General features: G+C 56.3%; 18 protein-coding genes. 5 read left to right on the top strand and 13 right to left on the bottom strand.

What is annotated here, in order from left to right; all coding sequences use genetic code 11:
• Positions 1-213: 213 nt before the first annotated feature.
• Together E4O97_RS15175 and E4O97_RS15170 are read right to left on the bottom strand one after the other, a co-directional pair.
• Entirely contained in the window at positions 214-1,782 is a 1,569-nt protein-coding gene (locus E4O97_RS15175) for a hypothetical protein (RefSeq protein WP_248161615.1), read from the bottom strand.
• The gene (locus tag E4O97_RS15170) at positions 1,775-5,701 is read right to left on the bottom strand and encodes an N-6 DNA methylase (RefSeq protein WP_248161613.1); all 3,927 of its coding nucleotides are present in this window, start codon (positions 5,699-5,701) and stop codon (positions 1,775-1,777) included. The genes E4O97_RS15175 and E4O97_RS15170 overlap by 8 nt, the downstream gene beginning before the upstream one ends.
• An 808-nt stretch (positions 5,702-6,509) precedes the next feature.
• Between E4O97_RS15170 and E4O97_RS15165 the strand changes: the two genes are divergently transcribed.
• Positions 6,510-6,653, top strand: coding sequence for a transposase (locus E4O97_RS15165; protein WP_248161611.1), 144 nt, complete (start codon positions 6,510-6,512; stop codon positions 6,651-6,653).
• Between the two features lie 404 nt (positions 6,654-7,057).
• On the opposite strand, the gene E4O97_RS15160 is transcribed toward E4O97_RS15165, so the two are convergent.
• The 4 genes from E4O97_RS15160 to E4O97_RS15145 form a co-directional block, all read right to left on the bottom strand.
• A complete protein-coding gene (locus E4O97_RS15160) occupies positions 7,058-8,560 on the bottom strand; it encodes a hypothetical protein (RefSeq protein ID WP_248161609.1) in 1,503 nt (500 codons plus the stop codon).
• A gap of 1 nt (position 8,561) precedes the next feature.
• Positions 8,562-8,864, bottom strand: a complete 303-nt coding sequence (locus tag E4O97_RS15155; RefSeq protein WP_248161608.1) for a hypothetical protein — start codon at positions 8,862-8,864, stop codon at positions 8,562-8,564.
• A 540-nt stretch (positions 8,865-9,404) separates the two neighbouring features.
• The gene (locus tag E4O97_RS15150; protein ID WP_248161607.1) at positions 9,405-10,409 is read right to left on the bottom strand and encodes an inovirus-type Gp2 protein; all 1,005 of its coding nucleotides are present in this window, start codon (positions 10,407-10,409) and stop codon (positions 9,405-9,407) included.
• Between the two features lie 392 nt (positions 10,410-10,801).
• Entirely contained in the window at positions 10,802-10,999 is a 198-nt protein-coding gene (locus tag E4O97_RS15145; RefSeq protein ID WP_102368055.1) for an AlpA family transcriptional regulator, read from the bottom strand.
• Positions 11,000-11,741: 742 nt separating this feature from the next.
• Here E4O97_RS15145 and E4O97_RS15140 point away from each other — a divergent pair.
• Positions 11,742-12,626, top strand: a complete 885-nt coding sequence (locus E4O97_RS15140) for a hypothetical protein (protein ID WP_248161606.1) — start codon at positions 11,742-11,744, stop codon at positions 12,624-12,626.
• A 357-nt stretch (positions 12,627-12,983) separates the two neighbouring features.
• Here E4O97_RS15140 and E4O97_RS15135 read toward each other — a convergent pair whose 3' ends face one another.
• From E4O97_RS15135 to E4O97_RS15105, 7 genes are read right to left on the bottom strand one after another with little or no spacing between them, the layout of a single operon-like run.
• Positions 12,984-14,354: an ATP-binding protein gene (locus tag E4O97_RS15135; protein WP_078822357.1), complete on the bottom strand. Its 1,371-nt coding sequence runs from the start codon at positions 14,352-14,354 to the stop codon at positions 12,984-12,986.
• Positions 14,354-15,013 carry a response regulator gene (locus E4O97_RS15130; protein WP_078822358.1) on the bottom strand — a complete coding sequence of 220 codons (660 nt, stop codon included), beginning with the start codon at positions 15,011-15,013 and terminating at the stop codon, positions 14,354-14,356. Before E4O97_RS15130 ends, E4O97_RS15135 begins: the two co-directional genes overlap by 1 nt.
• Before the next feature lie 11 nt (positions 15,014-15,024).
• Positions 15,025-15,669 (bottom strand): tetratricopeptide repeat protein, encoded by a 645-nt coding sequence (locus tag E4O97_RS15125; protein WP_216092119.1) that lies wholly within the window; start codon positions 15,667-15,669, stop codon positions 15,025-15,027.
• Complete coding sequence (locus E4O97_RS15120; RefSeq protein WP_148854382.1) at positions 15,666-16,475, bottom strand: SDR family oxidoreductase; 810 nt, start codon at positions 16,473-16,475, stop codon at positions 15,666-15,668. The genes E4O97_RS15125 and E4O97_RS15120 overlap by 4 nt, the downstream gene beginning before the upstream one ends.
• On the bottom strand, positions 16,462-17,136 hold the full coding sequence (locus E4O97_RS15115; protein WP_078822361.1) for an iron-containing redox enzyme family protein: 675 nt from the start codon (positions 17,134-17,136) through the stop codon (positions 16,462-16,464). The genes E4O97_RS15120 and E4O97_RS15115 overlap by 14 nt, the downstream gene beginning before the upstream one ends.
• Positions 17,133-18,614 carry an AMP-binding protein gene (locus E4O97_RS15110; RefSeq protein WP_248161605.1) on the bottom strand — a complete coding sequence of 494 codons (1,482 nt, stop codon included), beginning with the start codon at positions 18,612-18,614 and terminating at the stop codon, positions 17,133-17,135. Before E4O97_RS15110 ends, E4O97_RS15115 begins: the two co-directional genes overlap by 4 nt.
• Positions 18,604-19,281, bottom strand: a complete 678-nt coding sequence (locus tag E4O97_RS15105; RefSeq protein ID WP_223018229.1) for a thermostable hemolysin — start codon at positions 19,279-19,281, stop codon at positions 18,604-18,606. The genes E4O97_RS15110 and E4O97_RS15105 overlap by 11 nt, the downstream gene beginning before the upstream one ends.
• Positions 19,282-19,470: 189 nt before the next feature.
• Between E4O97_RS15105 and E4O97_RS15100 the strand changes: the two genes are divergently transcribed.
• From E4O97_RS15100 to E4O97_RS15090, 3 genes are all read left to right on the top strand, one after another.
• On the top strand, positions 19,471-20,019 hold the full coding sequence (locus E4O97_RS15100) for a cytochrome b (RefSeq protein WP_078822364.1): 549 nt from the start codon (positions 19,471-19,473) through the stop codon (positions 20,017-20,019).
• Between the two features lie 275 nt (positions 20,020-20,294).
• Positions 20,295-20,813 (top strand): cysteine hydrolase family protein, encoded by a 519-nt coding sequence (locus E4O97_RS15095; RefSeq protein ID WP_248161604.1) that lies wholly within the window; start codon positions 20,295-20,297, stop codon positions 20,811-20,813.
• A gap of 400 nt (positions 20,814-21,213) precedes the next feature.
• Positions 21,214-22,239, top strand: coding sequence for a hypothetical protein (locus tag E4O97_RS15090; RefSeq protein WP_248161603.1), 1,026 nt, complete (start codon positions 21,214-21,216; stop codon positions 22,237-22,239).
• The last annotated feature ends 103 nt before the right edge of the window (positions 22,240-22,342 follow it).

Genomic DNA, 22,342 nt, shown 5'->3' with positions numbered 1-22,342 from the left:
GCGTAACCCTTTTTTCATAAAATCGCCGCAAAGCGGCCCGTATGCGTGGTAATTTTTCGTTGATAAGCTGAAAAACAGGGCTGTTTAGCCAATGTAACCCACCCGCACCTCTGCTTCTCGATCAATCGGTAAGGAAGGTCTTAGCCTCTCGTTGCCAGCTTTCACTTTTTTGACACCAAGTAGGGGCAAGAACCAAAGCACCAGAGGGTTTGGTTACTGATTTGGCAAATCGCGAGCAAGCGCAGAGGCCAGCTCAATGCAGAGATGCAGCGCAGAATACGCAGTACACGGATCAATTAGTGCTCCCTCTTGGTGCTGCCCGAAATCACCAAACCCTTGGACTGCATTCGCGAGCACATATGTGCTCTTAGTAACATACTGCGCACACGGATCGCACCGTTGTGTGCCTGTCATGAGATCAAGCAGTCGTAGACGCTGGCCGCCTTGAGGAAAACGTGTCAGCCACTCTTCGGCCTTATTCTCTCCATTAAATCGCCATACTGAAGTCCATTCTGATGGGATTCGCTTTTTATCGAGTTCGGCGCTCCAGATCATTTCTAGAGCTCGGTCAACAATTCCACGAATGTTTGAAAAAAACACCTTTGGAAAGTCAGGTAACTCCCTCACACCCAGAGTCAAATAGCGCTGAAGCTCCTTATCTATGCCATCAATTTGTGCAATTCTTCGCTCCAGGACGTACCTCATATTGAGTAGATAGTCTCCTTGGTCACGGAATAAATGCACAATGGAATTACCCTCGCTTGAGTGCTCCTCCAAATATCTCGCGAGCAGCCTGCTCGGTCTCTGCATCCTGTTTGCTGCTGACTGAACGAACCCACGATCAACAAGCGCATCCGCATCTGCAGTTGCAATGCCAGCGCGAGAGACAGCCCCCTCATTCAGAACACGCCGCAGCAGGTCTTGGCAAGAAGGCGGACAATCAATCCAAAGTGCGTCTAGCTTATCGCGTAGAGAGGGGAATGCACTGTCACATGCAGCCCGTATCGCTTCGGGGCTGACTGTTCCCGCAGTGCTCACTTCGCAAACGGCATTGAGTACGCTTAGCGTCAATATTGGAAATCCGTTACTCGCGTTCCAGAGTTCTGTGTGAGCTCCCGCAGCGAAATCCAGAGCAGGGAAAGACGCCAACAAGGAAGACATATCGCATTCATCGAAACATCCGACGTGTACCTTCGTGTCGAAAACCCCCCAAAAATCACTGGTTTGAGACTCAGGATTTCTTAGCAACTGGTACAGACTTCGGCGACTTGCGGTTACAAGTCGAAAGCTCGGCTTACGGGCTAAGTCCAACAATTGGTCCCACAAATTGCGCGTCAACTGACCGTTGGCCAGCGGTTTGTCAAAGCCATCCATAATCGCCAGTACTTTTGCACCCTCATCCGTCAGAAGGTCGAGAACTTCAGCAATGTCCTTATACGGATCTCCCTGCGGAATTCTGAGATGCTCAGCGTAGTCGTGATGGCTATTTTTCAGCGCACAAGAAAGCTCCCGCGCCAGGCCTTGCATGAATAGCTCATCCGTCCTAGGCGTCTGATGGCCGAGATCCCAAAGCACCACTGCCGAATAGGGTGACCCGGCCTTCTGCAATCGTGCCTTAAGCTCATGCAAAATTACTGTCTTACCCGCAAATCTCGGACCTACCACTTGCAAATGATCCGGAACAGTCTTTGTCAGCGCCCCCATCATCTTCCGCAGAGTGTCCGCCCGCCCGATCATGGGTGGCACCGAGGTACCTAAAATGGGAAATCGTATATCAGGCATTGTCTTCCTCTGCCTCCGTGCGTGCGCGACTGGTCACTACATCGGAATCCTGTTGTTGTTCGATCCAATCCGCCATTAATGGAATGGCCAGATGGTATTGACCATCACCTATCGCACCAGAGAACTCGATTAATTCCAGCTCACGCAAATAAGCCAGATCGGCGTCTAGTGCTTCGCCGTCGACATCCACGCCGACCTGCGCTAATTGCTCGTTCAAGGTGCCGAAGCCAATGTGCGTTCCATGCTTGAAGCTCATCGCGCAAAGCATAAGGATCAAATGCCGCCGGTGACGCCCACTGTCGGGGCCATGGCCTGCGTAGTCCCACAAGCTGGCAAAATGCTCGTTGTCCCTGACTAACCCAGTTGCTGCATCATTCACCACGCTGACGGTAATTGACCGATTCTTGGTCCGCACGGCGTAATCGAACACTCGATTACACAAGCACTGCATCAAGTAGGGATGCCGTGCCGTGACCTCAATTACACGCTCAACGGCCTCCTTCGAAAAAGCCAATTGATCACGTACGGGCTCAATGACCACCTTGCGCGCGCTTTCCGTATCCAGCACCGTCACTGGAATGCTCATTCCGAGACCATACAGTGCAGACCAATATTCCTCACGCAGTCGCTTCAGACGACGTGATCCGGTCAGGATGGCCGAGAATTTCGGATAAGCTTGGATCAGAGAGCGGATGTTCTCTGGCACCTGAGGTGAGGTCACACCGTTGTCGATGCCCTCTTGTAGTTTGTCAAACTCGTCGAGCATTAACACCAAGCCAAGCTCCAGGGGTTCGAGAGCAGTCAGTACCAATTCTAGATACTCACGGAAGTCCGCAAAAGGCGACTCGGCGCTGATGCCTTCACGGCAGGCGCGGGCGACCCCTAATGCCGGCTTACCAACGGCGATCACCAGGCCATTAGGCAGCGGCACACCTATACCCAGCTTTGTTACCGCGGTAGCGATACAGCGTGCAATCTCACGGAATACCTCAGCAGTAGGAACACCCACAACTTGCGAGGCACCCTCGGCTCCTTGCAGGCTGGAGTAGATCGCCAACCAACGCGGGATGGCGGCGCCCCCCTCCAAGTGTTTGAGGATGGAGGTCTTGCCAGCCCGACGGTTGCCTTCGAGCAGTACCACATTGCCGTGAGTCGCGATCTGGCGACTGATCTTACCGATAAGTTCTTCGCGCCCATAAAAAACGCCGTGACCATACCGTGGTTCCAACGGGCTTCCAGTCACATAAGGGCTCCCGCCGAGTTCGGCAGATAATGTGTTCGCCATTTGCTCAGGCTCGGCCACGCGGATAGCCAGCTCGATCGCGCCTTCGACCACCCGACCAGACAAGGCACGCGCATGCCATTGCAGGCAAAACGTAAGATCACTACCTTGCTTTGGCACATCCCCACGCAGATTAATCACGAAAGTACTTCGCTCCGCGAGATAAGGTATTTCAGCGATGCCCCAGTTAGGCTGCGTCTCTATACGCATATTGCGCAGAGGCAAGGCACCATGGTTCTCCAGCTCAACAGAAAACTCGGCGAAGCAACCTGCGACCAGTGATGCGGGCGAGGCGTGTACCTGCAGACCAACGGCATCGATTAGGTCCGTAATTGCAGCACGCAGCCAATCGCGCAGACGCTCGGCGATGGCTCGGGCTTGCGATTCGGCGGGCAGATGACCGGTCGTCTGTACTAGTACAGCCTGCACACCACGCTCTGCATCCTGCAACACACTCAAAAGCCCAGGCCCTTTCGGAATCTGCGCTACTCCTGCCAGAGGTAGTAGTGCTTGATTGAGCGGCATTAACCAACTCGCCTGGCTGCCGACCTGCCCATGCGCCACCCAATTCCGGCCCTTATTAATCAAGGCTGCAACGGGCTCAAAGTGACTAAGTGCAGGAGTCTCGTCTAGGCCGCCTACAAACCTGGGCACCTTTTCGTCTAACTCGGCGAGCCAGGCAGTAAGGCGGCCAGACTCCCGGCTTCCCGTGGCTTGCGACAGAAACATAAGTGCATCGGTGCCGAACTCGCGAAATTGCGCAGAGGCACGGGCTTGCATCTGCAGCGGCGGCAGCGGTACCGGCAACCCATCAAGCACGGCCCGATTGAGGTGCTGAATCACCGCACCGCGTGATTGAGCGGCCAGCCAGTTTTGACAGGCAGAGCTTGAGAGATAGGCCAGCAGGAAGCTCGGGTCCAGCCGTTCTTGGTTGACGCGCAGCACATAGAGTCCGTTCGCAGCAATTGACCCGACAGCAACATTCCGCACCAAGGCGGACTTACCGATGGTACCGGACTTGGATACCAGCACATCACCGGGCAATAACGCCCAACGCTGCTCGACGCTGACCAGCTCCGGCCGCAACCAACTGGAAGCGCGACCCACCTTGCCCGAGCTCAAATCCCTAATGCGCAAATAGCCCACTGCTCGTTCGAAGGGGGGGCTATCCATCAAATCGGCTGATTTGATGGACCTCCCGGAAAACACCTTAGCCACGTCAGACAGAGTAACCACTGCATCCGACTTCCCCAAGGCTTCCTGAATACTGCCCAACAACTCATCTAACCCCCCCTTTTCGCGACGACGGGGCGACAAATCCCACTCAGCGGCTGCAAGCTCCTCGATGCTCACCTCCCATACCGAACGCGCTAGAACACCGGAGCCCGGCACGCCTTCGGAAATACCGGGGGGTAAATCACTGCGTTTGCGTAGTTCTGCTCCTCGCACCTCACTAGCAAGTTGCTCAGCCTGTGCCGCGAGTATCAACGGAGCTTTGCGACCTGACCTCGGCTCAAACAAGGCACTGGCATCGACCATCCGTACACGGTTAGCGCCTCCCTGCTTAGTCAGCACCAACAAGCTGCCTTTAACATTTGTGTAGGGAGCAAACGCGCCCGGTGGCAGGCCGATTACAGCTTCCACCTGACCCTGTTCCAGCAGGTAGCGGCGCAACTCACGCTCAGCCCCACCGCGAAATAAGAAACCCTCGGGTACCGCAATCACTGCGCGGCCCTGCGGTTTCAGCTGCGACAGCGCGTGCTGCACAAACAACCCCGTGCTGTCATTGGTGGGAATGGCGAAATGCTGATAGCGCCAAAGCTCGCGACTGGTCCTGACGCCGATGGGCGGATTAGCAAGAACTAAATCGAATCCCTGTCTATTGGAGCTGCTTAGCAACTCGCGTTCCAGGCTGTTGTTCCATTCCAGACGCGGGCTATCAATGCCCGCTAGCAGCATACGCGTAAGCCCGATCAGGAAAGTGCTCGGGTTGATCTCGATACCTGCAACTTTGAGCAATGCACCCGGACGGCGCTGCTCGACAACGCTGCGATCGGCCTGCTGCCAAGCCGCCACCAGAAAATTACCGGAGCCAAAGCACGGGTCATACACGCTCTCACCTGGTTGCGGATTGGCCAAAGCGGCGACGAGATAGGCGATATTGGCCGGCGTGGAGAATTGGCCGTGGTAGACATCGCTCGTTTCGGTCAACACTTGATCGAACATATCGAGCAAAGAGGAACGCTCACTTGGCGTCTCAAAGGGCAATTCCCCCACCCAGCGCACAAAGTCAATCAGGTAAACAAAGTTCACCTTTAGCACTCGACGTAATGGATCGACCAAGGCATGTAAGTAGCTGACAACCGGATGCTCCGCGTCGACATGCAGGTGTTCTATGTAGTGGGCCAGCTCCTGCAGCCGGTCAACGATGACTCCAGAATGGTCCAGGCGAAACCAGTGGCGCCACTGAAGCGACTGCGGGAGAAGAGGCTGGTAAACACGATTTTCGAAAACCGCTATCGCCTCTAGTTCAGCCTCTTGCATATCGACCCACCGAAGCACCAGTAGAGTCGCGAAAACCTCTCGAGTGAACGACTTGGATTCGCTAACAGGCATCTCGCTTCTCAACGCATCCATTCCCGCAATCCATTGCGACGTAGCATCGCGCAGTACTTGCTCTTGTACGAACCTCACAGCTCCATGCCTTCGGTGTTGAGCTCATCGTAAGCACGCTTAACGTGCTTCTGCACCTCTGCGCGGCGGTGGTTGACGTTGTTCTGGATCATGTCTGTTCCTGTTGTTCTGTTGGCCTAAGGCATCAGGCAACCATTGACACGTAAAGGACGCTTCAGGTGCGGTACTTATCAATCCCGCTGGCAAACAGCGTACCGTTAGTACCCAACGCACCCTGGATAAGCACTTGCACAAACTCAGTACCAACGATTCGCCTTGGCAACGGTGCGCTGCACGGTAATGAATAATCGCAGTAAATGCAGCGTACTTCGGCAGCAAGCCATGCAAAAGCCGAATGAGCACCTCTCCTGCTGCCCTGCTAGCGATGGGTGAAAACTCTGTAACGTGCTCAAGAGGAATGTTTGCCTTGTTGCACCCAACTCCCCGAGATGACTCGATCAGGCGCGCTAAGTCGCGCGTCTCTGCTAACAATGACCAAATCGCCAGCATGGCCGGAATGCTCGTACTGAGCAGAAAAGCTAGCCGCTCAGAAGAGGACTTGCGCACCAAATAAAATCGCTCACATCAGTAGCCGATTCTAGCCGCTCAGCAGCCGATAAAGAACACGAATCACCTAAGGGTCGAACCAACCTGCAGAGGCATAAAGCAGTAACCGTCCGGCCAAGTCATCTACCCAGCCCCGCAAAGCCAAGACATGGTGTGCACTTAAATTTAAGTGGGCACCAGTTCTAGCCTTTTAAGCGGGTATTTCATGCAGCCAACGCGCCGTTCCTATTCCAAGTCCTTCAAGGCCCAGGTCGTTCAAGAGTGTGCCCAGCCCGGCGCTTCGATTGCCAGCATCGCGCTCAGCCATAGCCTCAACGCAAATCTCGTCCACAAATGGATTCGGGTGTAGGCGTAGAGAAGCAGCCGTGCTGCAACCTGCATTTATTCCACTACCCATGCCGTTGGCCGGAGCAAGTTCGCTCGCAACGTCATCGAATATCTGCGTTGAGATCCAGCACCCACGCAGCACCGTTAAATTAAACTGGCCAACTGAAAGTGCGGCTGTCTGCGCGACCTTTCTTCGAGACCTGTTGCGATGATCCGCATCGATGCCATCTGGCTCGCCACCGAGCCCATGGACATGCGCGCCGGTACCGAAACCGCATTAGCCTGGGTGCTCGCGGTGTTCGGTGCGGCGAAGCCGCATTGCGTATAGGCGGGGCGTCCATCCCATTGCTTATTATGGGATCACCTTCGCGAAGATTGGTCGGCTAGCGGTAATGACCAGATGCAGTACCGCAGGCTATAGAGGGCTTACGCCAACGGGTTGTGAGTGACTTCATTCAAGACGGACATGAAGTCAATCATGAGCTGATTGGCCGAACGACAACTGTACGGCTTGAGCAACTGCGGAAGCTCCGCGAGGAGCGCCGTACGGTCGATCTTGACCTTCAGCTGTGCCGCTAGGTATTCCATCCTAAGCTGGCTGCTATGGCCGTCATCTCCCATGGATGCAATCGAGAAGAGCGAGGTGAGATAGGTCAGCACCTTGGTGTCCATGGTATCCACCACAGAAACCAGCTTTTGATCATTTGCAGCCAGGCTTTCTTTCAGATTCACTTCGCAATCTGCAAGGGCCGAGACAAAGGCTTTGTAGACAGAGACATTTGAATGTGTTTCACCTGGAAGTGTCAGCGTTATCTGACGAGAAGTTAGTTGCAGGCTAAACAGCAGCGCCGCGGCCATCGCAGTTTGATGGGCGACGTGGAGGCCTTCAAAATATGCCTCTCTATCAGGGCTCGTGAGGTCGGTATAAGGACAATGTTTGTGCCCGTAGATGCGGACAAGGCATTGCGCCCGGCTGATAAGATCATCGGGTAGGTCGCAGGCTTCAACATCGAAAGCCTGGGCGACGTTTTCCAAAATCTCATCGGCAGGCGCATTCAGATCGAGCTTGCAGGCTTCAACCGGAAAATCCTCCATGAGGCGCTTGTTGAGCTCACATGCCTCTCGCCAATGAGACGTTTCCGCATCTAGAAAATGATCCTTCAACAAGCGGACTCTTGCCATGTCCTTGGATGCTTCAGGCGGGACAACCTTAAGCATGCCGACGAAACCCCTTTTTGTGATGTCTACTGCTTCAGCAGAGCCATAGTCGGGTAGGACGTGCGCAGGCCAGAACGCAAATCCTATTACTGGATCTGCCCAACCGTTTTTCCGGTTATTTTCAACCAAACGCTCGCGCTGACGGCCGGCTAGGAAATCTGCCACAAGCTTTGTCATCCACATTGAGCGCTGCTCGAAGCGTCCACCCGGTAGCTCGCTGTTGATGGACTTCTCAAACAACGGCTTGGCTGAATCGAGGGCAAATCTTGGGATTCCGTCCTTAAGCTCTGTGAGGTAATACCGGAGCATCTCGTCCCGATTCTTTTTATGGAGCTTGCTGCTGGGCGCTTTGGAGCCAAGGACAGTACTCATCGATGGTGCCGAGAACAACACATACGCCCGCCATTTCTTGTTTCGTACCGACATCCGCCTAGCGAGAACGGTGAGCTTGGCCTGTTCAAACCGCATAAGGTCGTCCCGCGGTGGCGATCCCGGTTCTTCCGGGTAGTCAGAGCCCAAAATGTCCTGAGAACCCATCCCATACGCCGCCAGCCATTCCTTCAAAGGCTGGTAAGCCTTTTCTGTCACGTTGAATTCTGCGGTGAGCTGCTTGTAGAAGTCGTCACCGTCAAAACGCGCCTTTTCGTCAAGAGCACTGATGGGCACACCCGGCTCATAGCGAGTGTCAGTAGGTTTTTCTGGACGATTCATATCATTGCCCCTCATGATCGATTTTTTTCGAAGCGTCGATCGTCAAGACGACATTCTTGTCTGCCATGCGACCCAGCCCTTTGGCCGTTCGCATGTCAGAAAAGACTGGGTCACCATTTTGTATCTGCCCCAGAATTTCAAATTGATCTGCTGCAGCCCGCACAGCCATAGGTGCCGAGAGTTGCGCCGTGTTCATCAGCCTCTCCGCCATCAAGCCGATCAAGCCTAGATCTCCGACCTCCTCGCGCAACTGCGCGAAGTGGTACATCTGGCGGCCGGGGGTTAGCACTACGTTCTGACTCATGAGAAAAACTCCGATTGGTTTTGTCGTGAGGAGAACAGTACCGGCAACAACATCCAGGACACAGGATCTAATCTTACGAAGCCGGTCAGATGCGTAGATGAGGTGACCAGGTGGCCCGAGATGCTTCCAGACAGTCGCCCCTGTGAAGGGGCCTTCCAAGGCGCTGCGCCGTAAGTGTCCGGTTAAGTCGCCTTGACGATAGAGCTGGGATGTAGCTACGAGATTGCAAACTTGAGCATTGGGGAAATCTTCAGTGAGCCTTTGGGTTTGAAGCGGTCTTGATAGATAGTAGTTTCCTCCGAGGCAAATCTCCCGGCTGGCCGGATAATCAAGTCAAAATATCTTCAAGCCCCAGCGGCGCGGGGATTTCGCATGTGTCGTCGTCTCGCAGCCTTACCATGGCCTTCGGCGGTTATGTCAGGAAGGTGTGTTGGCCGGACGGATACATAAAGCAGGCCGCGCAGCATCATTCACCGACTGCCCAACGCGATGAACGCAAGACGGCTCACCAAACGCCGTTACCGCCCACGAACCGAAAGCCTATTTGCAACCCATCCGCAGGCATCGAGCACCAAATGGCTTCAGCCGCAGATGCTGAGCATCCTTGACTAAGTAAACCATCGCATAGTGGGCATGGGAACGAATCGCCTGGTCGTTCTTAAAGATCATGCCAATACCCAGACCACGCTTTTTCTCGTCCTTATCCTTATCCTTATCCTTGTCTTTGTCCTTTCCGTTGTCTTCGTCCTTGTACTTTTCCTTGTCGTGGTTGCAGCTGTGGTAGTAGCCCTGCCCTCGAGTAATGCGCTCCCACAACTCACCAATCTGCTGGGCCTTGTAGACATCCCTGCGTACCTGATTGCCATTGAAGAAGAAAGCGGCATGGAGGTGGTAGCCACAATCCTCCCCCTGCTCCACTGCGCTGATATAGCCAATGAGGTGGTCAAATATCGGGTTACGCTCACGCTCAGCAATCAACCGGTCGAGATCGTCGAATACGTGCTCGACCCGCTGCCTAACCTGGACCTGTTGGTGGTAATACAGATTGACCCGAATGATCAGGGTTCGCGAGTAACGATCCAGCATCGCGTCGGAGTAATCACAGACACGGCCCGCCTGCTGCCTAGCCAAATCGCGACGATAGCCCTTCTCTCGGCGATACCATAGCTCACCTGTTAGCTGACGGATGCGCTCGACGAGTACGTTCATGCTGCGGTGATGATCCAGGTAAGCTGTAGCGCTCTCGTTCAAGCACACAGGCCCGGCAGGACTCCGCTCCAGCCCAATGTCCTGACAGGCGTCCCAGAACGCTTGCAGGTGCTCACTGTATTGGTATGCGCAGCGATCATCGAACAAGTCCATCATTTGCCGGATGTGCTTGAGGTACCTGGAAAGCCAGGTCGATTGAATCTGCTGGCTCCTTGAGCGTGCGCCTGGCAGCCGGAACGCTGGAGTGTCGTGCCGCTCGATGGACTTGACGAGTCTCTCAATCTGGATGGCGATATCGGACTGGGGGAGACTGGTGTAGGGGGTGCTATGGCTCATGGTTGAGTACCTGGTTCGTTGTTCACATACCAGATACCGACTGTGCAATTTATAACCGGTGACCTACCCCCTTGATGGCCAGCGATGACTGACCATAGGGAAATTATTCATAGGTCGTTGATGAGTGTTTCATGGCTAGTAGATTGGTAGTGAATGTCTAACTAGGAGCTATATAAATAGATGCAGCTCCGACTCAAGTGAACGCTCCCGACCAGGCAGGGCAATAAGGATCAAAGTTCCCAAGCCTGCCGAGAAATTTACCCAACCGCCTTCTGAGGGAGTTAGCCGAGAGTACATCCACCCCAGGCCGCATAAACGCCATGACCGGCAGCGAGCCGGTCATGGCGTATCATGAGGAATCGTGACTCAGACCCGTCACCGTGGTCGCCGGCCTACATCTCTTCAGCCAAATCACGCGCACTGATCCGCGCTTCGATCCAAGCCTCGACCTCACTTTCTACCCACGCGACCGCACGCTCCCCTAATGACACAGGTTTCGGGAATCTGCCCTCGGAGATGTATTTGTACAGCGTCGAGTTCTTAAAGCCTGTAGCCGCCAGCACGTCTTTCTTACGGAGCAATTTCTTCATGGTCGCAGCCCTCTGATTGGTTCAGAGAATTGGCGGGGCCGGTATGAAAAAACTGGTTACTTCCCTCGCAGCGTAAATCGCCCTAGCATTTCCTGATGCTTCAACTGGCTTGAATCCGCCAAGGCAAAACCTACCTGCAAGGGCGAGTCGATTGGCGTGAGGATTTCATTGGCTATCTATCCATTCCGATGTCAGTCGCTCCGCAAAGACCTTAGCCGCTCAATCGCCATGACGACGAATGGCCCCCGCCGCGATCAGCCCTTCCCTCGACCATGTCCTTTGCCTGGATAATCCGCGACGGGCTAATAGAGGCAAACCCTATCTCCTCTCCCGTGACCGCTCATAGGTGCTGTCGACGTCACTAACTCATTGGCAATGAGAGCACCACCATCAACGCCTCCGCAGGCTCCGACTGACCTCATCGGTACTCGATACAACCTCTGTTTCAACCATCCGCCAGCGCCCTTGTGGCAGCACCAAAAAAAGATCCTTATTAAAATTGATAAAATCATACGGTAAATGCATCATCCGCTTACCGAATAATCCTTTAAAACCCTTCTAGACTCCAATAAATACGAAGCCTTTTACGATTATTTAAAACATAGAATTAACCTAGAATAGATATACAATTCTCATTGAATATTCATAGAGCAATCATAGAGCTGACATAGAATTACCTAGAATAGAGATCTATAAACATAGCTATAAACTTAATATTTGTTGTACTTGATAGGATGTAACTATGGCCGTAAGAGATGGCGTTGCTGTAAAGGATGCTGGGCGAGATGAGCTGGCTCAGCTACTCAACGAGTCGAAACAGAGCCCCCGTCGCGACATCTGGTTATGGCTGTACCTTTACCATTTTGAAAAGGCCGACCTAGAACCCGCCACGTGCAACGGACTGACCATGAGGAATACGATCGCTCAGTGCCTGACGCGGAAAAATGATGTGCGCAGGAGATTGAGCCAGGAGAAAGACCGGTTTATGGTCCTGGATGAACACCTCAAATGGATTGACGGCGACGAAAGGCAATATCAGTGGCTGCTAGGCCGGATTGAAGACATCACGGATTTAGGGCCTCTTCGAGGTCTGCCCCGAGGAGCAGTACACCTCGCCGGAAGAAACCGCCTGATAGCCATGCTCGACCTCTGGAATGCCGATATTGCAGATAAGGCAGACGAAATCGAACGCCTCCGTCGAGAGTGGCTTAGGCACAAAGCAGGGGACGGCGCGTTCGCTTGGTTTGAAGATAAGAAGACAGGCGCAAAACGCTGCGAATGCGCATGGGAGTGGTTGGAGAGAAACCATCAGTCCATGCCGAGAAGACAGCTGCCTATCAGCAGCTATGAAGACCTGCTCATCTTCTTCGACAGAGCGAAGATTGAAAGAAACGAGCAGAAGGCCATTATTCAGCGTATCAAGCAGCGATGGAGCCGCCAGCAGTTCGGCGAACGCACACCAGACAAGAAGCAAGTCAACGTTATGTTGTCGACAACCGTAATCACACTCCTGGATGAGCTGGCAAAAACGCACGATCTAAAGCGTGGCTCGTTTTTGGAGCGGCTGATTACAGCAGAAGCGAAAGCAGGGAAATACCTGACGGAAATCGGAAAACCGTTAACCTAGTGAATCCCTAAGAAAAACGGGGCGCATCGTATTTCCCCGCACTCTATGAATCGGTATTCCAAATGGTATTCCATTAAAATAATTAAACAGATAATTTCTTTATTAATCAATATATTGGATGATCTGTTCAGATTACCCCGGCCCACCAACTCAACAAAAAAGACGTCCCCAGACGTCTTTTTCCATCCCTAAAACCCAGTCCCCAAAAGAATTTCACAGCTACGATAAACTTTGAAACCGTCCCGCATCCCAGCCGCTTCGTTATCCCAAGCGTCCCCCCCAACCTGCCCCCCCCCCGCCCCGCAACATGTTTCACCGCCTATACAAAACAAAAATAATCGGCTGGATGCTTTGCAATTATTCCGTAGCTGGAATTGATAACGTCGCCCTCAACCCCCCTTCTGCCCGGTTTGCCAGTTCGATACGTCCATTCAAACGCGTGGCGATGGTGTTGACGATGGTTAGCCCTAACCCCGCTCCTTGCGCCGTGCCACGGCTGTAGAAACGCTCAAATAATCGCTCTCTACATGACTCGTCAATTCCCGGCCCCTGGTCGTCGACGGTCAAATGACAGAAGCCATCCGCCTGGCTCAGTTGCACAGTGATTGCGCCGTGTTCGGGAGAGAAATTGGCTGCATTGGTGATCAGGTTGTTCAGCGCGATGTCGATGGCGGCGGGGTTGGCGAATACGTGAAAGGGCTGGTCGCTGACGTCGAATATCAGTTCAAGGTTTTTGCTCAATAACCACGGTGACAGTTGCACGAGGCTGTTGCGCACGGTTTCGCTGAGGTCGATGCGCTGCAGCGGTGGCGGATTGGATTTGGGTTCCAGTCGCGCCATGGTCAGTAACTGGTTGACCAGTCGGCTGGTGCGATCAACGCCTGAGATAAGGAATTCCAGCGATTCTCGACGCTCCTGTTCTGTGCCTGCCTCCAGCAGGTTTTGCGCGTGTACTCGCAGCACGGCGAGTGGTGTACGCATTTCGTGGGCTGCGTCGGCGATGAAGCGTCGTTCGCGGCCAAGCACTTCTTGAATCTGCGCGAGCATGCGGTTGAGCGCCGCTTGCATGGGCTCAAGTTCGCTGGGCAACGGTGCCAGTTGCAATGGCTCCAGTGAACCGCTGTGGCGGGCACGCAGGGTCTCGGCCATGTTTGCCAAGGGCTTTAAGCCCCAGCCTATAGCGAGCCAGACCATCGCCGCGAGCAGTAAACTGCCGACGATGTTCGGCCATAGCGTATGACGCACGATGCGGTCGACCAGATCCGCGCGCACATCATCGCGCTCGCCAACCCAGATGCGCATGCCGTTTTGTGGGTCTTCAAGGAGGAAGGCGCGCCAATGTCGATGGTTCAAATCCACCACATCACTGAAACCCGGTTGCGTCGGCGGTGAACTGAAGGCGGGTGCGCTGGCGGTGTGCACCAACACCTCCCCGCCGGGGCTCCACACCTGAAAAGCAATTTTTCGTTCGTATGGATGACCATCGCCGCGCGGCACCGCTTCGCCCAGTGCGGTATTGAAGGCCCGGTACAGTTCGGCGTGCTGCTTGCTCGCCATTGGCATGCGCATCACGCCTTGCAATAAGCGCGCGTTCTGCGCCAGTTGAGCATCGTAAACCTCGGCGATTTCATGATTGCTATCGTGCAGGTTAAAGACGCTCAGCACCGCCAGACCGGCCAGCAGCAAACCAATGATCAGCGTTAATGTACGGCGGCGGATCGAAGTCATCAGCGCTCCTCCACCAGATAGCCCACACCTCGAATGGTACGGATCAGCTCAGTAGAGAACTTTTTGCGCAGGTGATAGATGTGCACTTCCAGAGTGTTACTTTCCGCTTCTTCATTCCAGCCATAGAGCAGTTGAATCAGTTGGTCTCGAGTCATCACCCGGCCCGGAGGTGAGAGCAGTTCATGCAGCAACTGATACTCCTTGGGCGTCAGTGCTACGGGATGGCCCTGGTAGCTGACCTGCTGGGTGCCGGGGTTGAGGATGATGCCGGCATGTTCGATCAGCGCTTGCGCGCGTCCGGCACTGCGCCGCAATAACGCTCGCAATCGCGCCTTGAGTTCGGCCAGGTCGAACGGTTTGATCAGGTAGTCGTCGGCACCGGCATCCAGGCCCGCGATGCGATCTTCGGTTGCATCGCGGGCGGTGAGAATCAACACCGGCAGGTTCGAGCCGCTGTCGCGCAGGCGCCGCAGTACTTCGAGACCGTCCATGCGTGGCAAACCGAGATCCAGCACAGCAACATCGAACGTTTCGCTGAGCAGGGCATGCAGCGCGCTGCTGCCGTCCTTGAGCCAATCGACGGTGTAGCCTTCGCGCCCCAGCGCTTGATGAATGCCTTCACCTAGCGCCACATCATCCTCAATCAGTAATAAACGCACGCGGACTCCTGTCAGTCGAGTTTCTTGTTGACGTCCACCAGCACAGTGGCGATCTCTTTGCGACGTCCCGCATCTGCCGTTTCACGGCCGGGACGCGGCGCCGCTTGCAGGGCTTTTTGCAGCGCCGCCTTAGCTTCAGCGTAGTGTTTCTGACGGTAGAGGTGATCGCCCCAGAAGTACAGGCTGTCGATGCCATCGGGGTTGAGTTGCAGCGCCTGCTTGAGCAGTTGTTCAGCTTTGTCGCTGTCGCCGAAACCGATGGGCCAGCCGGGCACACGATCATACAGCGCCGCCAGGCTGGTATAGGCCGAGCCTTGCAGAGCCTTGGGGTCGAGGGTCAAGGACTTCTCCAGGTCGGCCTTGGCTTCCTTGGCTTTGCCCAGCGCTCCGAGCCCTCCTTGGGCACCGGCCCAACTGCTGGTGACAATGCCTTTCCAGATCCAGGCTTCGGCCACCAATGGACGCTGCGCAGTGAACGACTGGGTTTCGCTGGACAACTGCTCGAACGCGGCGGCGCGCTGTTTTTCCGCCACTTCATATTGGATATGCGCCCAGCTTTGTTGAATGCTGCTCAGGCGTTGCTGGTCAGCGGCCTCCAGCGCCCAGACGCTTTGGCTGAGGGTGGCGATCAACAGGCACGCGAAGATTTTTTTCATGGCTTGAGGGTCTCGTTGTCAGTTTTTTCGCTAAAGCGCCGGATCAGGGGCAACTGCTTTCGCAAACCTCGATCGACCAGATGCGGCAGTAGATGGTTGAGGCGCACAAAGAAGCGTTCGGGCCAGCCCAGATACAGATCACGGCGGTCACCGGCAATTGCGTGCATCACCGCCGCGGCCACGGTTTGCGGATCATCGACGTTGGCCTTGAGCGCATCGTTGAGGGCTTGCGCCGCCGCGCTGTTCATCGACGTGCGGGTGGCCCGCGGTGCGACGTAGAGCACGCTGACCCGGGTGTCGGCCAGCTCTCGGCGCAACGCTTCGGAAAACCCGCGCAGGGCAAACTTGGTCGCGCAATAGCTGGCATAACCGGCATAGCCGATCGAGCCATAGGTCGAGCCGACATTGACTACCATGGCGCTGTCGGCTTGCTTGAGTAACGGCAGCAGTAGCTTGGTCAGGCAGATCGGCGCGCTGATGTTCACCGCCAGCATCGTATTGATGTCACTGTCGTCGAGCTGTTCGAGCATGGCGAAGTGATTCACCCCGGCGGCGTTGATCAACAGATTGACTCCGCCAACCGCTTCGGCGGCAGCGAGTACTTTGCGTCGGTCGCTGAGAAACGTCAGGTCAGCCGCGACCCAGCACAGGGTGTCGGGGTAGCGTTTGAGCAGCGCAGCCAAGGCTTCCTGATGCCGCGCCACGGCCAATACTCGCGCACCCGCGGCGCACAGGGCTTCAGCGATAGCCATGCCGATACCGCCACTGGCACCGGTCAACACCACGCGCGCGTTACGCAGCTGCATGTTCAGCCTCCGCGCCACGCGGCAGGCCACGAAACATGTCGGTGTACAGTCGGTACACGACTTTTGATGCATGAATCACTGCCGCTTGATCCAGAGGATCGTCCAACTGGTTCATCAGGCGGCGGTAGGTTTGCATGTGTTCGATGTCGAGCGAACCGTGAGAACTCAGGTAACTGAAGGCGGTTTCCGGCAACGACAGATGCTCCCGAATGCTCCCTGCCGCGTGTGTGGCCAGGGCAATGCTGGTGCCTTCGAGCACATTGACCATGCCGAACAGCCCCACCGGGTTGCCTCGGGCGATCAAGTCATAAAGGTAGCTCACCATCAGCTCAATCGGCAGCGAGGGTTGGCCATCATGCACGGCCTTGCGATCACCTCCGCAGGCTGCAATGTCGTTGAGCACCCACTGTTCATGGCCGTATTCGTCTTCGATGTACTCGCACACCGCTTTGCGCAGCCATTCCAGACGTGTCGGTAAACGTGCGCCGCACGCCATCATCAACGGCACGGTGTGGCGCACGTGATAGTAGGCCTGTGCGAGAAAAGCCCGATAGCTGTCGAGGCTGACCTTACCGTGCAGCGCATCGAGGATGATCGGCAGGTTAAACAGCTCGTGGCGTTCATGCTGTGTGGCTTCTTGCAGGGTGTCGAAAAAACTCATGATGCGGATTCCTCCCGGACAACGGATTCGGTCAATTGGGCGTGGTACTGCGCGACGATGGCGTCGCGGCGTGGGCGGCCATTGGCGGTTAGAAAGCCATTGGCTGCGGTGAAGGGGTGCGGCAGGCGCGTCCACTGATGCACCTGGGCGTAATCGGGCAACGCCTCGTTGGCTTCGGCGACGGCAGCGGCTAGTTCGGCATCGGTGCAATCCGGGCGATGCGGCCAGAGCAAGGCGTGATTGCGCGGCATAGACTCGCCGTAAACGAACGCCTGGGCGATGTGGCGGCGCTGGGTCAGCTCGGACTCGACCCATTCCGGGTTGACGTTGCGCCCGTAACTGGTGACGAACTGATGCTTCTTGCGGCCCTTGAGATAAAGAAAACCCTGCGGGTCGAACTCGCCCAGGTCGCCGCTCGGCCACCACTCATCGGCGTACGGTGCTTCCCCTAGATAACCGAGCAGCATCGAGCCCTTGATCAGCACTTCACCGTCCTCTGCCAACCGCACTTCGACATGGGGCAGTGGCCGACCGACGCTGCCGGGGCGGTGCGCGCCGGGGCGATTGAGGCACACCACCGAGGCGCATTCAGACAAACCGTAACCTTCAAAAACCGGTAAGCCGACCTGTTGTGCACGGTGCAGCAAGTCTTCGGACACACGTGCACCACCGACCGCCGCAAAATGCAGGGTTTGCGGGGCAAAGGCTTGCTGTTCGGCGGCGCTGACCAGCATCAATAACAGCTGTGGCACCAGAATAAGGCTCTGCGGTGCACGCTCGGCGAGATAACCCAGCAGGTGCGGGACATCGACGCCACTGGCGCCCTGGATGCCGAGGGTTTTCTGGCTCGGCAAACTGAGCATTGCACCGGCATACAGCGCGGCATAACAGCCCAGGTTCTCCAATAGAATGGCCAATGGCAGCAGTGCCAGGTGATGTTGCGGGCTGCTGGTTTCGCTCGCCTGATCCAACTCACGTGCGACCCGTAACAGGCTGTCGGCACTCAGGCAAACACCTTTCGGCGTGCCGGTGGTGCCAGACGTGAAGGTCAGCTTGGCGGTGCCCATCGGTATGCGTCTTTGGCCACTGAAGGCGCGGCACCAGAACTCGCCGCGTTGCTCATAGCCGGCAGCGCGCAGTTCGGGCTCCAGCTCCGGTTCGGCAATCACGCGTTCGGCCTGACTCTGCTCCAGACAATGGGCGCGTTGTGCCGCGCTGAAAAACGGCGGCAGCGTTACGCAGGTCAACCCTTCGAACAATACCGCCAGATCCCAGAGCATTGCGTCGACGCCGTTGTCCAGCGCCAGGGCGACGACTTGCACCTGCTCATCGCGCAGGCGCTCCTGGCGATACAGCACTTCTGCATACAGGGTGGCGTAATCGAGTTTCAGCGTATCGCCCCACAGCGCGGTCGCGTTGTCATTGCGCCGGGCATGTTCGCGCAAGGTTTCCTGAAAGCGTTGCAGTTCAAGCGACATGGCTGGCTCCTTCAATCGGGATCGGCAAACCCAGGCGGCTGAACAGGCCGATATTGCGCAGGTGGACGAACCCGGCGCGGATGTCGCCGACGTGCACCCAGGGTTTGCTCTCGTAATAACTGCCCCAATGTTGACGCTCGTCACCCAGTCGATCCGGATCAGCGGCGCACAATGTCACCGGTTTCAGGCCGAGACGACGGAAGCTGTTGACCAGCCCGATGTTGCCGGTGAACGTCACCCATTCCAGGCCACCCATGGCCAGTAGATAGGTGATGGCGATGATGCTCAGGCGCGCGCTGCCGGTGTCGCTGGCCGCCAGGTTGCCAACCTCGACAATGGCATTTCGGTCTACCGCGTGATCAGCCGCCGCGCTGATCAATGGCTCGATCGGTTCGTCCAGATACCGCTCCAGAAACAGCGGCTCAAGGTGCGCGCGACGCACGCCGGCCACTGCGCACAACTGGCCTTCACCGTTGTGCATACCGAACAGCTCGGGCATGAAGTGGCGGATGTCGGCGCCGTGGGCCTTGCGGAAACGCTGCTGGATAAAGGCTTCGAACTTCGCTCGCAAAGCGTCGTCCGGCAACGCACCCGTCAGGGTCAACGGCGGCGTTTCAGCTTGGCCGAAATGCAACGGCAGGGGTATGTTCCAGTCAAAATCGGGCATGGGCCGAACGCCTCCCTCAATGGGTTTGAGCGAAGTATCCAAGCCATTTCTTAACGAAGTCTGAAGGTGAACGAAGGTCAACCTGAGAGTCGATCTTCAGACTCTCTTAAGACAGCACGAGCAGGGTGACGTGGCCGGTTCAAGGCAACCGGATCGACCGTCCATCACAATAATCAAGAGGCGCTTTTTATGACCCGCGACACCGTCGTCACCCGATATGGAAAGCTTTCAATAACCCTGCACTGGCTGATGCTGGCGCTGTTCATCGGCGTTTATGCCTGTGTCGAAATCAAGGGTTATCTGCCCAAAGGCAGCGAAGCGCGGGGTTTGCTCATGGGGTTTCACGGCTTGTTTGGTACAAGCATTTTCGCCCTGGTCTGGGTTCGTCTGCTCGGGCGCCTGAGCCCACGGCCACCGATCACCCCAAAACCACCGGCCTGGCAGACCGCTCTTGCGCATCTGACACACCTTGCGCTCTACGGGCTGATGATCGCCACGCCTATTCTCGCCTGGCTGATGCTCGCCGCTGGCGACAAACCGTTCCCGTACTTCGGCTTTCACGTGCCGGCACCGGTAGCCGTCGACCCGGACTTCGCCAAACAGCTCAAGTACTGGCATGAGCTGATCGGCACTACGGGCTATTGGTTGATTGGTTTGCATGCGGCAGCGGGGCTGTTTCATCACTATTGGATGAAGGACAACACGCTGGAAAGGATGTTGATTGAGCGAAAGTCATGACGAACCGCCGCGAGGTGCCTGATCGTACACGGCTGGCCTATTCAGATTACCCCGGTGCCCCGCCCAGGTTTCTGCCTTGTCAGCCCGCGGCGATATTGCTAGTGTCGATGCATGACTACCTCTTGCCTCACCTCGACAACGACCACCACGACCGCATCAAGCGGAGCGTGCGAGGTGTCGTGAGCCAATAACAAACACTTCAAAGGCCCGCCAGCGATGGACAGGGCCTTTTTTATGCCCTTGTGTCGCTGGTCCACACGCAAGGAGATGCACCCATGTACGCCCTGTTGATACTGGATATCCAAGTCGGACTCATCCACGGCCCGGAAAAACCCTGGCGCTGCGACGATCTGTTGGAGACGTTGAATGCCCTGATGGACAAGGCTCGCAGTGCAGGCGCACCGATTTTTCTCGCTCGCCACATCGGCCCCGTTGGCTCGCCAATCGAACCAGGCAGCCCGCTTACGCTTATTGCAGAGGAACTGAAGTTGCAGGGTGAAGAAGTGGTGTTCGAAAAGCGCCGGCCTAACGCTTTTGCAATGACTGACCTGGCGGACAATCTGCGCTCCAGCGGCGCCACCGGCGTGGTAGTCACTGGGATGAAAACGCAATACTGCGTCGACAGCACCTGCCGTGCCGCGCGTGATCTTGGCTTCGATGCGGTGCTTATCGCCGACGGTCATACCTGTTCTGACACGCCCTTGATGAAAGCCGAGGCCATCGTGGCTCATCACAATGCCACGCTCAATGGGCCGTTCTGCCAGTTGGTTCAGGCTGAGGACTGGAGCTTTTAACAGAGCCTGACGACGGGGAGGTCAACAGGGCCGGGCTTCGGAACTTTCCTGCAAGATGCCGCGCTGTCGGTGAACTGGCGCACCCCAACCAACAAGCCTAGCCTTCCCCTGTCGCTGCAAAATCAGCGACCGGGTTTAGCAGCTCGGTTGATATCAAGGCCTGCAAAGCCACCATCCGTTCGAGCGATGCTTTCAGCATCCGCTGGTTCGTATCATGGCGGCTGTGCGTGGGGCACTTTCGGGTGCGCCGGGCTCCTTGATTCCTGGTCTGCTAACCCGCGTACGGTCGCCACCCTATAAAAAGGGCGAGAAGCCTTAACGCCCACCTCGCCCGCTGGCATCCCCTCATACTTCCCATTACCCTGACGGCCTTTATCAGACAATCGGAAGTCAGATACCCGTGCTCAAGCCTTTCGCCGTCATCGCCCTCGCCTTCATCCCTTCATTCGCCACCGCTGCCGAGCTGGATGGGGTCTGGCAAGGCACCTTGGGCAAGTCCGCTATCACCGTGTGTTTCAACGGCGCCGAAGGGGAGCATGGCAGTTATTACTACCAGCGCATCCGTACCCCGATTCAACTGACCCAGGCCAACGACAACGCCCCTTGGGTAGAGGAAGGAAACACCGGTTTCTGGACTCTGCAAAAACCTCAGGGCGATACCCTTTCGGGTGCCTGGAGCAAAACCGATGGCGGTACGCCGCTGCCACTGGCCCTGCGCCGCATTGGCACGGACGGCTGCGGCAGCGATGCCTATAACGCGCCCATGGAAGCCGCGCCGCTGCCGATCAAGACCGAGAAGAAGACTTTCCACAACCACACCTACCAACTCAAGACCCAAGGCCCCCGCGTCACGCTCAAGCTGGAGGGAGACAGCCCGGCGGTGCAGAAGATCAACCAGCAACTCGCCGCTCTGGCCGTCAATGACGAAGATCTAACCGACTATTTTTATGAACGGCGTGAATACCTGGGTCGAAACGGCTCGGTCTATACCAGTGAGATCGAGGTTGAGCCCGCCTATTGGTCATCGCAATTTCTCACCGTGCGGTTCTACCGCTGGGCCGCAGGCCAGGGCGCCATGGGCATCAGTTGGGGCCTGCACTCCTGGAACCTGCAAACCGGGGAGAGTGTGGACCCATGGACCTGGCTCGGCGGCCATCAGCAATGGCATGACGCCTATTCCGGCCATTTGAAGCTGCCGGCCGCCTTCAGCACTTGGCTGGCCAAGCAAACCACTACCGACGAGGGTTGCCCGGCGATCACCGATTACTCCAACTTTCACCTCAGCTTCAACACCCAGGGCCTGCAACTCTCGACACCGGCCAATGGTGACGGTTGCGACAACGACTTGGCCTTCACCTGGGAGCAGTTGGAGCCGGTGCTGACCGCACAAGGCAAAGCGGCAGTGCCCAGCTTGAAACTGCCTTGATCCGCCGGAGAAAAACCCCACGGCCGTTCACCAAAGGTTAAGAATCGCGCTCGTATACTCCCTGACTACCCATGACCGGTCGCCCGATCGGTCTCATGCCCCG

It is taken from the genome of Pseudomonas sp. W15Feb34 (assembly GCF_023127765.1).
Lineage (GTDB): Bacteria > Pseudomonadota > Gammaproteobacteria > Pseudomonadales > Pseudomonadaceae > Aquipseudomonas > Aquipseudomonas synxantha_A.
The sequence above is the reverse complement of the archived record's forward strand: the minus strand, read 5'-3'. Positions and strand labels throughout refer to the sequence as shown.